The organism is Radiobacillus deserti, from assembly GCF_007301515.1.
GTDB classification, from domain to species: Bacteria; Bacillota; Bacilli; order Bacillales; family Amphibacillaceae; genus Radiobacillus; species Radiobacillus deserti.
In genome coordinates this window covers 3006682-3020938 of the sequence record NZ_CP041666.1, presented here as the reverse complement: position 1 = coordinate 3020938, position 14257 = coordinate 3006682, and the positions used below count along the sequence as shown (strand labels likewise).

The following is a 14257-nucleotide window of genomic DNA, read 5'->3' as shown; positions in this document are numbered from 1 at the left end:
ATATGTTTAATGGGGGGAGATTATCCTCCCTTTTTAAATAATAATGCTGTTTACATATAATTAACAGTGTTATTAAGGAAGACTATTAAAGGATATTCTTTTAAATATATATTGGTAGCTTGGAGAAATGGTTAGATATAATAAATAAAGAGGTTATGAATTATTCCTTATTAATATTCTGTATTAAAAAATAAATAGTAGAATGTTAAGGATTGTGTAAATTAGGAGGGGAATATGTTGAATTTTAGAAAGTATAGCACAGGAATTTTTACAATTATTTCTGCAGCAATTTTAGTGTTTCTGTTGCCAACAGGAACAAAGGCTGCAACGTCCTTCACGGACTTAGAAGAGGGAGACACAGGATACATAGAGACATTATCATTAGTAAACCAAGGTATTATTAACGGTTATTCCGACGGAACGTTTAAGCCATACAAATCAATTACTCGTCAACAAGTAGCTGTGATGTTAACCAATGCTTTACACCTTGAAACACCGGCAAATGTTGATCAAGTTCTTGCACAATTCAAGGACGTAGATTCAGATGATCTGTATGCAGCGCAAATTGCAGCTGTAGCTGAATCGGGAGTATTCAAGGGTAGTAATGGTTATTTTAAACCAGGTTCAGATATTACAAGAAGCCAAATGGCTACTGTTCTGGTACATGCTTTTGATCTAGAAGCGACAAATGAGGAAGTAGATTTAAAAGATCTTGAATCAATTGGTAGCTCTCATAGAGAAAATGTAAAAATACTGGCGCAACACGATATATCGCAAGGAAGTTTAGACAAGAATGGTAATCGTGTGTTTAATGGCGGCCAAGATTTGAAACGGGTGCAGTTTGCAATCTTTTTGGACAAGACGTTAGCATTAAATACGGATAATGAGCAGTATTTGGATGGGGATGATAGTGAGGTTCGAGTCATACTCTTACACGATATGGATTATGATATGACATTTTCAAAGAATGATGATTTTAGTGTGTTGCTTGAAGGGGAGTTATCAGATTCATCAGCGAAAAAAATAATTCAATACTTGCACAGTACTAAATTATTTGGAAAGAACCCAGAAATTATAATCGGAAATGCTAAAGTTAGAGAGGGTATGGATCAAAAAATGCGACCTGTGAGTTCCATCCATATAAGTTTTGGAGAAAATCCTAATGTCACATTTGATGAAAAATTTGGAATCCCTAAAGATATAATTGAGTATAAGAATAGAAAAATCCCTGAGAACCATATCTTAGTTAAAGTTCCAAGTAACTTTATAACTAGCGGAACATTTATGTTACCACAGCCAGGGGAATTTTCTACACTAGATTTAATTTTTACTGGAATAGAGAATAATTTGTTTTCTGGAGCAACATCTGATCAGGTCGTTAAGGATGAAATCATTACAATAACAAGAAAAGATGGAACAAGTATAGATGTTCCGGTTAATAAGTTAACTTGGGATGAGAATGCAAGAAAAATGAAACTTTATTTAAGTGATGTTCAAACCATTTCCTATGATGATTCAATTACTATAAGCATTAAGGAAGGTTGGCTGGCAGAAGTAGGAATTACAATGACTAGTTTTCTAAGAGAATAGTAGATACAGAGTTCATTTATTCGAGAGTAAGCTAATTTTAATAGGAGAACTACTTATAGCAACAATCATACAATATAGAACCCCAAAAGCTTGAGTTTGACTTTTGGGGTTTTTCTACTACAAGGTAGATTTTTTATTTTTTCGCCATCTATCAATCTGATCCTGCACATGTAATCCATTAAGAAGTCGAATATTTAAACCTTCAGCAGCTTCTCTTGCGCTCTTTGTGTAATTACTTGTAGTGATGCACCATGCATCTAAACACTTATGTACCCTTTTCCCGGAACTTAGACGAAGAATTACATCATTACCGACATTCTTGGTTCTCCAATGCTTACATTGTACAGCAATTTTATACTTCTCTTTTGGATCTGTAAGAATGAGGTCCACCTCATGATCACCTGAGCCTCCAACTATTCTTGGTTCATATCCCTTTTCTTTATAATACAAAGCGACTAATCTTTCGAATTCACTTCCATTAAGGTCTTCTAACTTGGCTGTTAAAAGTTCCTTGTCCGTCTTCCCTTTTTTACTTGGACTAACTTTAGGTGAGTTGGCTTTTGGATTACCTTTTGATTTCTTCTTTTTCTTTGATGGGAAGATAACTTCAGGAATTATAACCCCAGCTAAAAGGATAATAAAAAACCAATACCATGAGGGATTATCAGCAATTTTCCAAAACCATAATAATCCCAAAAAAATGATAGACATATTCAAAAGTTGTTTCATAGTTTACACCTCCGACAAATAATATTAATACTACTAGACTACCACATTTTAACAGTGCAAAGTGACAGGCACGACCCGGTTTTTGGGGGATTTTGTCGAATGAAAGAAGAATAGATGAAATCAATTTCATTGCCCTGTTTTTCGGGAGGTTGGGAAAGTAGAAATAGGTCTTAATTTCAAGTTATCTTCGTGTTACTTTTATCTATATTTGGAAATTTTTTATGAGAGCTTTCATACGTGTAAGTAAAAAGTTATTCGTAGCTCTATACCAAAACATCCCAAGATAGAAAGAGGTGAAATTCACATGAATAACAATTTACAAGACAGTAAGGATCAACCGAATGATTCCGCAGAGATGGAGCCAAATATCTTTTAATTTGTAGACTTTATCGAAAATGGACTTAGGTACATATTCTTCTATATTGTCATGTTCAATTCAGAGCAAGCATAATAAGATCAACAAGGATAATAATTTTAGAAATAGCATTTATTTTCCTAAACAAATTTTCCAAACGTAGAAGTTTTAGTGTTTTGCTTGAATTATAAAAACTTACATAAGTTCATATTCGTAGTCACTCAACTTGAAAGAACGAAAAAAGTGGAACTCCCTCTAGGAATTCCACTTTTTTATCAAAGCAAAGAGGTATGGCTGGGTGAACGGTTTTAATGAGGTGGCTACAAAGTGCCTTGACCATTATTTGAAATTGGTTTCAATATCACGGCAATGTCAAGTATGGAAACGCGTTCCCAACAGATGTCACTTATGGTAAACTCGAGTTGTCAGAATATATGATACTGACATAGAAACAAAGGGAGAGGGGAAGTTGATGTTGAACCAATCTGAAGAAGGGTATCGAAAATTTAAGGTGGTGTACCATTCCATTATTCTGCTTTTTGGTTTAACGCTAATAATAACGTATATCTTTGGTGCGAGACAAATGGATAGAGGATTACTTTTTCTAGTATTAGGAATAGTCTTTACATTAGAAAGTGTATTCGGTTTATGTAAGAATTTAAACAAGGTTCAATCACTTTAGATCTAATTTTTCATTATCTTATCAGCTCTGTGTACACTAAAAAATAAAACCACTATTGATACCACAACCAAAATTACCCAATAATGAAGACTGTATATTGCCAAAATTATTGCAATAGCTGCCAATAGTATTGACGAAATGAATCCAGACATTACTTTTGCATCTTTCCAAACTTTGTCTTTCATTAGTTTCCACCGCCTTAAAAATGTTTAACTGTTCGATTTATCGAACTTTAATTTACCAGTAGGAAGAAAGATATCCTCTTTTTGGGTCACATTAATTACTCGGAGAATCCCTCTTGCAACACCTATAACATAACCAATGAAAAGTCCCAAACCAACACCAACTAGCAGTAACGCTTTAGGTGATAATTCTAAAAGTAAGGCAGTGTTAGCTCCAATCCAGTATCCACCGAACGTGCCTATAAATATTATCGAACCAATGATCAAGAGACGGCTTAAAACGGAATCGAGCGTCATATCACGAATTTTTTTATCCAAATGAATCACTCCCTCCACTATATTTAAAAATCTTGCATCCATGGCATTGATAAATACATCAACTACCTCTTTAAAAGAAAGATTCCTGTTTTCCAAAATGTATAAGAATTCCTCTTCATAGCGTTTTCTCCACTTTTTAGGATACAAATGGATAAGCCACTTCATATTAGACCTAACCTTTCAAATCCCAGCTTGGTAACAGCTTCAATTTCTTTTAATTTTTCTTGAAGATACTGTCGACCTTCAGAAGTAATTTGATAAGGCTTTTTTCTATCCTTTGATGGAATAGCCTCAATTAACTTTAATTTTTCCATTCGACTAATAGCACCATATAAGGTTCCGGGTCCAATTTTGATATCGTATGAATCTTCGATATCCTCCATGATTGCATAGCCATGTTTGGTTCCCTCGGCTAAACTAATTAAAATAAATAAGGTTGGTTCAGAAAATCGGTCAGTCGAACTCACGAGCTTTTGTTATCCCCTTCCATTATTACATTTAACGTTATAACGTGTAACGTAATAGTAAGCCACAAAAAAAGATATGTCAATTAGTTTTGCGCTAATACTATTTCGTCTGAATGAATTGTAGTGGCTCAAAATAAGAAACAACTTTCAGTATAAAAAAGACCTTCCATTAGGAAGGTCTTTTTTAAAATAAATCAACAACAAATATTGACATTGCCCTTCAAGAAGAAAGGTAATCTGGAACAATAGCTTCCTCCGTCTCTACTTTCTGGTTTAATCTACTAATCTGTTTAAGTCCTGCATGGATAAACGTAAAGATAAACATCCAAGCCACTACTATTAACCCGATAAACAAGAATTCATGCAAGAAGTAAAGTGGCATATCCCAAACCGCATGGAGAATAATTGCTACAACTCGTAGCTTGATAAACCTTTCATTTGTTAAATGCTCTTTCTTTAATGGCTCCTGTCCTTTTACAGGAAACAATGCAGCACCAGCGATACTAGACCATGCGATATGGGTTCCAACGGCCATCCATCCACGTGTGAAAATATTAGAAATCATGGCTTGATCCCCATACATCATTCCAATGTTAAAGGCATAGCCGGCAGATTCGAAGGCTACAAATCCAGCCCCGACTGCTGCACCAATCAACAGTCCAAAACTTCGCCTTCCTCTTTCGTATGCTTTTGGAAGACATTTGAGAAAACGTCCTTTAAATTAATTCTATAGCTTCTTTTTCTCCGACAAGCTCGTTAAGTAGTTATGCGTGGTAGATGCCTCTAGTAGGGAAAGTTGATTTGGTATAATAGCGAATTATAGCCATGGAAGCTGGACGGAAGTATGAATGGAATAAGCCTAGCCAGCTCCTATGGTAAGGAGGACCCTATGAACGATTACATAAAAACTATGAGACAATTGGTAGGAAATGAAACGATATTAACCATTGGATGCGGGCCCATGTAGAAGATGGGGAAGGGCGTATTCTTTTACAGAAGCGGAAGGACTATGGAGAATGGGGGATTCCTGGAGGGATTCTAGAGATAGGGGAAGCGGTAGAGGATACGGTGCGACGAGAAGTGTTGGAGGAGACAAACCTGACAATTCGGAACGTCCAGCTGTTCGGAATTTATTCTGGGGAAAGAGGGTTTGCGGAATATGAAAATGGCGATAAAGTGTATAGTGTCCAAATCATCTTCTATGTGAAGGAGTGTAGCGGATCACTAAAAGCGAATGAGGAGAGCCATGAGCTCACGTTCTTTGCGAAAGACGAATTACCATCTCATATCAACCCCCACCAAGCAGAATTTATCAACGATTGGCGCGATAATAGAGCCATACCAATCATCAAATAAACACCATATGGTGCCCACCATATGGTGCCTGTCACCACCCGGTTTTTGTCGTGTTTTGTCGAAGATAATACTTTACTAGTTCTATCATAAAAAAGATAGAACTGTAAAACGTTAAGCTATACAGAATATTCCATACCAAAAGGACCAACCCATGACAAGAATCATGGGTTGGTCCTTGTTTAATTCGACAAAATCCCCAAAAAATCGGGTAGTGACAGGCACCAAATTTTTACACGCGCTTAATGTTTATGCGTTATAATAGGGGGCGGACAGGTTACTCCTTCATACTTAATAGGGAATCTAGCATCGGAGAGGAAGGCTCTAATCTAGTAATTTTTCAATATTTATTAGGGAGGAACAAGGTTTATGGCAAAAAGAACGTATCGTAAGCTAGCAACAACTTCACTAGCAGTAGCGGCGGTGTCTGCAGTAGCACCGGTGGTCTCAGCTGCAGAATTCAATGGGTATCCGGACGTACCAACCGATCATTCGCACTATGATGGGATTAAAGAATTAACGATTCAAGGTGTCGTACAAGGTTATCCAGACGGAAAATTCTATCCGTTCAAAGACCTTAGTAGAGAGCATGCTGCTATCTTCTTCACCAAAGCACTTAACCTATCCATTCCATCAGACGTTGATTCTGTGCTTTCCAAGTTCAGCGATGTTGACAAAGACAGCCTCTATGCGGGTCATATCGCAGCGGTTACGAAAGCTGGCATCTTCAATGGTAGTGGTGGAGCTTTTCATCCTGATTCGAAATTAACACGAGAGCAAATGGCTACTGTTCTTGTATTAGCGCTCGATTTAGAAGCGTATAATCCAACAACGAATGTCGACATCAAATTAGACAATGTAAGTGCCTCACACAAAAAGAATGTACAAATATTAGCTAACCTCGGATTAACCAATCAACTAGAAGACTTTAGACCAAATGAAGCTATTTCAAGAGGTGCGTTTTCTACTTTCCTCTATAAAGCACAACAAGTAGTGGATCAGCATTATAAATTATCCATTATGCATACGAATGACACACACGCTCATCTCGATAATGTAGCGAAGGTTGCTACAGCTGTTAAAGAGGTTAGAGCTGAAAAACCAGATTCCTTGCTTCTAAGCGCAGGAGATGTATTCTCAGGAACACTATACTTCAATGAATATCAAGGACAAGCAGACCTTGCTTTTATGAACCTATTAGGATATGACGCAATGACGTTCGGGAACCATGAATTCGATCTTGGTTCTTCTGCAGAAGGCCATAAAGGACTAGCTGATTTTGTAAACGGTGCAGAATTCCCGTTTGTTAGCTCCAACGTAGATTTTAGTGCGGATACGAACATGGCGCCGTTATCTCCAGATACTCTAACGTCTGCTCCAGAAGACGGAAAAATTTATAACGCAATTATTAAAGAAGTTAATGGAGAAAAAATCGGTATGATTGGTCTTACAACCGAAGAGACTGCTGACCTCTCAAGTCCAGAGGATGTGAAATTTGAACCATACCTTCAAGCAGCACGTGATGCGGTTGCATCTTTAGAAGCTGAAGGTGTTAATAAAATCGTCGCAATCACGCATATTGGGTATGACGACAATCCACAAGTGGATAACGATCAAGAGCTTGCCAAAGTAGATGGAATCGACGTTATCGTAGGTGGTCACAGCCACACCGAATTATCTGAGCCTGTTTTTGTGCCTGGTTCTACCAATGATGAGCCGACGGTTATCGTACAAGCTTACCAGTATCACAATGCGTTAGGTACATTAGATGTTACCTTTGACGAAGAAGGACTACTTACTGGTTATGCTGGGGAATTAATCGAAATCGATGAACAAAAAGAAGATCCGGAAGCGGCAGAGCTTCTAAAACAGTATTCTACTAAAATTGAAGAGCTAATGAACAAAGAAAGTGGCGGAGTTGCTGCGGAAGCATTGCCAAATCCTCGCCTAGGAGATGGAGATGCGGTAAGCGTTCGGAACAGTGAAACCGCGTTAGGAAACCTAATTGCGGACGGCATGCTAGCAAAAGCGAAAACGTTCAATCCGAATGTCGTCCTTGCTGTACAAAATGGTGGTGGCATTCGTACTTCCATTGACAAAGGACCAATTACGCTAGGTGAAATTTTAACGGTATTACCATTCGGAAACACATTAGCTACCATCGATTTAACAGGTGCTGAGTTAAAACAAGCATTAGAGCATAGCGTAAGCGAGGCACCAAATGAAAGTGGTGGATTCCTACACACCTCTGGTATGAAGTTCACGTATGATAGCTCTAAACCAGCCGGAGAAAGAGTACAATCTGTTATGGTTATGCAAGGCGATAGCTATGTAGAGTTGGATCCAGCTGCAAACTACACCATTGCTACAAACGCATTTACAGCAAAAGGTGGAGATGGCTATGATGTCTTTGCAAAAGCATACGAAGAAGGCCGCGTAACCGATTTAGGTGTAGCAGATTGGGAAAACCTACGGGACCATGTTGCGAATCTAGGTACAGTGGATCCAGCGATTGAGGGTCGCATTACCGATATCGCAGCAAAATAAGAAATAACGTAAGCTAAACCAAGTAGTTCAATTCTAGGGCTTCCTTTCCCTAGATTGAACTACTTTTTTATATATAGGTGAAACTAATATTTGTGGGAAATCGTATGATAGATATAGTTTTCAAAAGGCGGGATAAGCAAATGACCAAACATAAAACCTGTGAAAAATGCGGAAACGACATGATAGAATGTTATGTAGACCAAGGTCTAAAAGGGTTAGTAGTAAAAAATCCACAGGGAGATAAGCTGTTCACAAATAAGAAACACACCCGAATTAATCCTTATATATGCGAGGTTTGTGGGTTCACTGAATGGCATGCGGAAAGTCCGGAAAATTTATTGTGACACGTAAAGAGGGGAAAATGGATGAGATTCGGTAAGTTTTTTGAGAAAAAGCTTGTAGAAGTCAAACATTCCGTAGATGCTATGGATGTGGTTTGATTCGACCGTGGAGGGTGAGCTAAGCTCAATAGGAAGGAGTGCTGCACTTTTGAGTGTTACGAGCTTTAGATCAAGGAAACCTATAAGTATAGTTGTCTTCCTATTAGTTTTCTCTTTTCTAACCATTGGCTGCGCAGAAAATGAAAAGACAACGGAAGTTACCCAACCAGGTGAATTATTGGAAAAAAACATAGATAAGCGTAATGGGGAATTTAATGCAACCTTCTCCACCCTTGATACGAATCACACCCCCAAGACTATAACTTTTTCATTAAATAAAAATGCATGGAATTTGCTAGAGAAAGATAAGCTGTATAGTTTGCACTATGTCTTCAAACATCAATCTAAAAAGTACTCTTTGAAGGAAATCAGTTTTTCCAACGTGACCCTTGAAGATTTTCGAGAAACGGTCGAGGAATACTAATATCCTCAGTATGCAGGAAGAAGGGAAGGCGTTGTTTGTAAAAAAATACGAATATCATATAAAAGAAGATCAGATAGAAAAGTTTTTAGATATCCAAGAGAAAGCTGGCGAAATCTATAGTCAATACTTTCATTTTCAAACGATGTACCTGCAACATAAACATGATAGCACAAAATGGATGGAAATAACGCGGTATAATAGTGAAGTGGAATATAAAAAGTGTATGGAAATGATGAAGGGTAATAAAGAGTTGAAAGAGCTTTATGAGTCTTTTCAGCATTTGCTTCTTAATCAAAATGAGATGATAGAAGAAGAATTTACTGAAGTTAAAGAAATAATAAAATGATTACTATTTATAAGTTTTACATCACGAAGGAAGCAAAAAGGAGGAACCTTGTTGACAAAGCGAAAACTGTACTGGATATTAATGCCCCCGTTTCTCATCACATCCATTTTACTTTTAACCTTGTTGCCATTTGAGTATAGGTATTATGCATATTTAGTCATCGTAGCGTTTTGGGTAGTTTATTACAGTTGTAGGTTTGTGTTAGCGAAAAAGAATAAACTAAAAAGTTGAATACTATGAATAAGTAGCTGTTGGGAATTACCAACAGCTATTGTTGTTTTGTATTATTGTTAAAAATGAATTGGTTCATTATGGTAATATGGAAATAAGGAGTTAATTGAATTATGGCCAACGTGAGCTAAAATCAAGCAAACTAACATCTCAATAATTGCCTCTAAAGACTACTATCTCGCAGTAAGGATGGTTACCATAACGAAGTAGCCGAGACTGGCACCCTGACACCCAACAAACATATCGTCCCCATCCTAAATTGGATAGCTGCTTTCGTTCCATTAACCTCCATCATAAAAGCTCTGAAAGGAGGAACCGTATTGACCAGAAGAAAATTGTACTGGATATTAATGCTCCCATTCGTCTTCACAGCATTTGCACTTATCGCCATCTTACCATTTGAATACAAATTCTATTCTTTTTTTGTCATGATCGCTTTTTGGGGCGCCTATTATGGTAGTGCTTATATGTTAGAGAAAAAGAAAAAGTTAAAAGGCTAACTGCTGGATAAGTAGCTATTGCTGAATAAAAATATTATGCACTGGTGCATTATGGTAACATGGTGTGGGGAATGGATTTAAGTTAGATTGACAACGTGAGAGGCGATTATGTGACGATAGAAAGTGACCGAATCGTTCCATTTGTAATAATGTGGGGAATCCCTATTTTTATAGTAATGAGAACTTACTTGAAAATGGATGAGGAGGATAAAAAGTCTGCGAAACGTGACTTTAAAAAACCATTCTCTATTTTTACACTCGGGTTTATTGTGATCGGTGCGTTTCTAGCTCAAATAGCAAGCATTCTATCCATAGAAATACTGAATGTGGCCGGAACTATCATACTTGCTGTAGGTGGAGGAGTAACAGCAGTGGATAGCTGGCGAAGTAATAATAAATGGGGAAGTATTTATGTATCTGTGCTCATCTTGGGTGCGATTTACTTTTTGTATAGGTAAAATACTCTTTAAAATGTCGCTCAGGCCAAGGAATGGGCAAATTCTAATCGTAACCGGAACCTCCGGACCTGGATACTTTCAAAAATCGGAAGAATACTTTCATCTATGCTGGATTTACTTTCAATTTCTGGCCAGATACTTTCAACTTCGGTCTGAATACTTTCATATTGCTAGGAAATACTTTCAAATCACGGTAAAGAGGTGAATAAATTGCACTGGTCAGCCTTGGTCATCATTATAATCGCAGCTGTAGTAGTATTTGGTCTTTTTGATAACAAGAAAAATAATGACTAGAACTTTCACAAGGGGGAGAATAAGATGAATTATAAATTATTAATAGGTTTAATAGGTTCCTATATTCTATCATTTTCAGTAAATGTAATCCCTGCAATAAAATATCCTGATTTGAATGTAGGTGTTTTTCATTTGCTCGTCACGTTGGTTTTTATAATTCTACTAGTTACATATTCTATAAAAGGAAGCAATGCATTAAAAATATTCTCATCAATTGGGGTTCTATCTGGTGTACTAATTTTTGTCCTCACAACATTTGAATCTAACATGCTTGGGAATTCCATTTTCGATTTAGTAGTTTCCATACAATATCCTTTTTATTTCATCTTCACGATACCTGTATTTGGTTGCAATTTACTTTTCGATCTCAGTTCCGGTTCCTACTCGTTGCTCATGTCTCTTTTTTATGGAGCTGTATTCGCCCTCGCGACTTATTTTCAAAAAAGAGATGCTGTACTTGCTTAATGTATAAAAAAGGAGAGATGGGATGAAAACAATAGGACTTATAGGTGGAATGAGTTGGGAATCCTCTGTAGAGTATTACCGGATTATTAACGAAGAGGTAAAAAGAAGATTAGGTGGCTTGCATTCTGCGAAATGTCTTTTATATAGTGTGGATTTCGATGAAATTGAACGCTATCAAGCGGACGGAGATTGGGAGAGTGCAGGGAAGGTTTTAGGAGAAGTCGCTGTATCTCTAGAAAAGGCGGGTGCTGATTTTATCGTAATCTGCACGAACACGATGCACAAAGTTGTGCACGATTTGGAAGAAAGAATAACGATACCTGTTTTACATATTGCGGACGCAACAGCGAAAGAAATAAAAGAAACACGTATTAAAACAGTTGGTTTACTTGGGACGAAATATACGATGGAGCAAGATTTCTATAAATCTCGAATCGAAGCTAATGGCATCAAGGTTATAGTCCCAGAAAAGGAAGACCGAAACCTTGTTAATAAAGTCATCTACGAGGAGCTCTGTTTAGGACAAATTAAGCCATCATCTAAGTCTTATTATCAAAGTGTTATTCAAAACTTAGTTCATGCTGGAGCGGAAGGAATCATTTTGGGCTGTACAGAAATTGGGTTATTAGTGAAGCCGGAGGGTTCAGAAGTCCCACTGTTTGACACGACAGTTATCCATGCAATGGAAGCAGTGCATGCTGCGTTAAAATAGGCTCGTAACTAGGCTTATTTGGTTGTAAAGTAACTTGGCATTTACTCCAATGAGAGGCTTAAGTTGCCTCCATTTCTAATCATTTTTCCTTTGTTGACTTTATATACTATTGCTTTGTACACGATATAGATTAGATTCATCTTATAACCTAAAACAAAACTAAGTGCTATGTTTTTGAAAGCCATGTCAACTTCTTTTTGAGTGATAAGACTCAAAAGTAAAGGTAGTATTCCAGTCAAAAAGCAATAGTTGCTTTATACTTCACACCTCCCCTTTACAGTTTGGAGCAGAATGATCATGCGAGGCCGTTTCTCACCTTATATGAATCGGTTTCGACTTCTACCTATACATAATAAGAAAACACAACTAATTGAAGCAGTTGTTGAATAAATAGAGATAGCCATTCCCTTTTGGGAATGGCTTACTTTTGGGGATAGTGCATACAGATCAATAGAAAAGGCTGTGCATATAGAACGGATTGTATGTTAAACTTTGCGATGAAAGGATTTGGTAAAAGTGAAACGAATCATTTTCAAGTCATACCTGAAAAAATGAAGGGTAAAACGATAGAAGATATAGCGATTAAGGACCATGCTGTAGTAATCAAATTTTACGGATAGTACGTATTTTGACATCTACTTTGATCAGTCTGGACAAACATTGAAAACATCAACGAACAAGCTAGAGGATTAACTGAAAGGCTCATTGGTTCGAGCAGATGTTGACGTACTACATCGGAGGCAGATATATGTTCAAGGAATATGCCGAAATGTATATGCAAAAAGATGAAAGTTTTAAGAAACAAGGATTGGCTTATTCGATATATTCTAATGGCAAAAGGGTAGGGGTAATCCAAGAAATTAAACATTCATCATGGAGAAATATATTCATTAAATTGCTTAGCCTTTTGTTCCTGACCGCACCAAAAAGAATGATCGTAGAAGAATTGGAATTGGAAGTATTGGATGAAGAAGAAAAAGTGCTAGGAACGATAGAGAAAAACGTTGGATTCTTCAAGGATTTAACATTATTTATACATGACGGCGAACTTATTGCAACGGTTCAATCAACAGTAAAAACCCAAACCCCTTCCTTAACTGTTCTTCATCCAAATGGGGAAAGTTGGATACAAGCAACTGGTGGTTATGGTGCTATAGATTTTTCGGTGAATGATAGCAATACAACCGGAGAGATATCCACTATAAGAAAACGGTCCATCCCCTATTCAACAATGAAAGAAAATCTTCTAAACAATGATGCGTATTATTTTCAAAACAGTAATCCAGATGGAAGGGTTGTATTTTTGTTAATTGGATTGGTTGTTGCAATAGACTTGTATTTCCATCTGGGCGAATAGGTTTGGCAGGATGTTAAAGCTTATATTCTAAGGAGGAATCAAAAATGGAGTACGTGTTAATAAGTATATGTTTACTTGTAGCAATTGTCGTATTTTCGATATGGACGAAGATGGAAAAATTAGAAGCTCGCATGAAGGGGATGCAAACTACTATAGATCAAATTGCGAATCATTTAGACATCCCGGAAAACCCGATAAATGATGAGTTGCGGAAGCTAATAAAAGAGGGCAAGGACATAAAAGCAGTTAAGAAAGCGAGAGAAATGTTAGGTCTTTCATTATTAGAAGGAAAAGAATATATTGATAAGCTGAAAATGGAACTAATTATTAGAAGATAAGGAACATGTTTACCCTGGGTTCATTTAAGCTTCAAAAGAAGGGAAAATATGAGAATGGAAAAAAGATTGAGAAAAACAGGACTTTATGGGTTACTATTTGGATTAGCTATCGCGATCCTATTTGTTGATTATAAAGACGTTATCCCAACTAGCAATGGCGGTCAGATTACTACTTATAGATCTGTATTTGAATACATTGTATCCATTTTACGCTTCGGAGTTACTGGGTCATTTATTGGCCTATTCATCGGTTGGCAATATTATAAGAAACAGAATGAAACAAACAAAAATAAATCCTATTATATTGAATTTTTTATTGCAGTATTTTTGGTCGCATTAATTGTAATGCTTGTTTTTAATGGATGAATTCATGTTTTGTAAACCATCCATACTTGACAATCTAGAGGAATGAACTATAATCGATATTAAAGACTCGTAAAGTCTATGATTGTTCGGGAAAGGTTGAAAA

18 protein-coding genes are annotated in these 14257 nt (G+C 36.9%); 14 read left to right on the top strand and 4 right to left on the bottom strand.

Going from position 1 to position 14257, the window contains the following annotated elements; translation table 11 throughout:
* The first annotated feature begins 234 nt into the window (after positions 1 to 234).
* Entirely contained in the window at positions 235 to 1590 is a 1356-nt protein-coding gene (locus tag FN924_RS15875) for an S-layer homology domain-containing protein (RefSeq protein ID WP_143896145.1), read from the top strand.
* 117 nt (positions 1591 to 1707) lie between these two features.
* Here the strand turns inward: FN924_RS15875 and FN924_RS15870 are convergent, their stop codons facing one another.
* Positions 1708 to 2319: a restriction endonuclease gene (locus tag FN924_RS15870; protein ID WP_143896143.1), complete on the bottom strand. Its 612-nt coding sequence runs from the start codon at positions 2317 to 2319 to the stop codon at positions 1708 to 1710.
* A gap of 827 nt (positions 2320 to 3146) precedes the next feature.
* Between FN924_RS15870 and FN924_RS15865 the strand changes: the two genes are divergently transcribed.
* Entirely contained in the window at positions 3147 to 3356 is a 210-nt protein-coding gene (locus tag FN924_RS15865) for a hypothetical protein (protein WP_143896141.1), read from the top strand.
* Between the two features lie 209 nt (positions 3357 to 3565).
* On the opposite strand, the gene FN924_RS15860 is transcribed toward FN924_RS15865, so the two are convergent.
* The 3 genes from FN924_RS15860 to FN924_RS15850 form a co-directional block, all read right to left on the bottom strand.
* Positions 3566 to 4021, bottom strand: a complete 456-nt coding sequence (locus FN924_RS15860; RefSeq protein ID WP_143896139.1) for a hypothetical protein — start codon at positions 4019 to 4021, stop codon at positions 3566 to 3568.
* Positions 4018 to 4323: a PadR family transcriptional regulator gene (locus FN924_RS15855; RefSeq protein WP_143896137.1), complete on the bottom strand. Its 306-nt coding sequence runs from the start codon at positions 4321 to 4323 to the stop codon at positions 4018 to 4020. The genes FN924_RS15860 and FN924_RS15855 overlap by 4 nt, the downstream gene beginning before the upstream one ends.
* A 220-nt stretch (positions 4324 to 4543) precedes the next feature.
* The gene (locus tag FN924_RS15850; RefSeq protein ID WP_407691995.1) at positions 4544 to 4978 is read right to left on the bottom strand and encodes a PrsW family glutamic-type intramembrane protease; all 435 of its coding nucleotides are present in this window, start codon (positions 4976 to 4978) and stop codon (positions 4544 to 4546) included.
* 296 nt (positions 4979 to 5274) lie between these two features.
* Here FN924_RS15850 and FN924_RS15845 point away from each other — a divergent pair, with 296 nt between their 5' ends.
* The 12 genes from FN924_RS15845 (at position 5275) to FN924_RS15785 (ending at position 14154) form a co-directional block, all read left to right on the top strand.
* On the top strand, positions 5275 to 5679 hold the full coding sequence (locus FN924_RS15845) for an NUDIX hydrolase (protein WP_323368626.1): 405 nt from the start codon (positions 5275 to 5277) through the stop codon (positions 5677 to 5679).
* 366 nt (positions 5680 to 6045) lie between these two features.
* A complete protein-coding gene (locus tag FN924_RS15840) occupies positions 6046 to 8223 on the top strand; it encodes a 5'-nucleotidase C-terminal domain-containing protein (RefSeq protein WP_143896132.1) in 2178 nt (725 codons plus the stop codon).
* Between the two features lie 489 nt (positions 8224 to 8712).
* Entirely contained in the window at positions 8713 to 9087 is a 375-nt protein-coding gene (locus tag FN924_RS15835) for a hypothetical protein (protein WP_143896130.1), read from the top strand.
* A gap of 31 nt (positions 9088 to 9118) precedes the next feature.
* Positions 9119 to 9433: a hypothetical protein gene (locus FN924_RS15830; protein ID WP_143897256.1), complete on the top strand. Its 315-nt coding sequence runs from the start codon at positions 9119 to 9121 to the stop codon at positions 9431 to 9433.
* A gap of 551 nt (positions 9434 to 9984) precedes the next feature.
* Positions 9985 to 10164: a hypothetical protein gene (locus FN924_RS15820; RefSeq protein WP_143896127.1), complete on the top strand. Its 180-nt coding sequence runs from the start codon at positions 9985 to 9987 to the stop codon at positions 10162 to 10164.
* Between the two features lie 110 nt (positions 10165 to 10274).
* On the top strand, positions 10275 to 10622 hold the full coding sequence (locus FN924_RS15815) for a hypothetical protein (RefSeq protein ID WP_158634047.1): 348 nt from the start codon (positions 10275 to 10277) through the stop codon (positions 10620 to 10622).
* 318 nt (positions 10623 to 10940) lie between these two features.
* On the top strand, positions 10941 to 11381 hold the full coding sequence (locus FN924_RS15810; protein WP_143896124.1) for a hypothetical protein: 441 nt from the start codon (positions 10941 to 10943) through the stop codon (positions 11379 to 11381).
* 22 nt (positions 11382 to 11403) lie between these two features.
* Positions 11404 to 12093, top strand: a complete 690-nt coding sequence (locus FN924_RS15805; RefSeq protein ID WP_143896122.1) for an aspartate/glutamate racemase family protein — start codon at positions 11404 to 11406, stop codon at positions 12091 to 12093.
* 482 nt (positions 12094 to 12575) lie between these two features.
* On the top strand, positions 12576 to 12713 hold the full coding sequence (locus FN924_RS19435) for a hypothetical protein (RefSeq protein ID WP_228409483.1): 138 nt from the start codon (positions 12576 to 12578) through the stop codon (positions 12711 to 12713).
* Positions 12714 to 12841: 128 nt separating this feature from the next.
* Positions 12842 to 13450, top strand: a complete 609-nt coding sequence (locus tag FN924_RS15795) for a hypothetical protein (protein ID WP_143896120.1) — start codon at positions 12842 to 12844, stop codon at positions 13448 to 13450.
* A gap of 44 nt (positions 13451 to 13494) precedes the next feature.
* Complete coding sequence (locus FN924_RS15790; RefSeq protein WP_143896118.1) at positions 13495 to 13788, top strand: hypothetical protein; 294 nt, start codon at positions 13495 to 13497, stop codon at positions 13786 to 13788.
* 54 nt (positions 13789 to 13842) lie between these two features.
* Positions 13843 to 14154 (top strand): hypothetical protein, encoded by a 312-nt coding sequence (locus FN924_RS15785; protein ID WP_194709666.1) that lies wholly within the window; start codon positions 13843 to 13845, stop codon positions 14152 to 14154.
* The last annotated feature ends 103 nt before the right edge of the window (positions 14155 to 14257 follow it).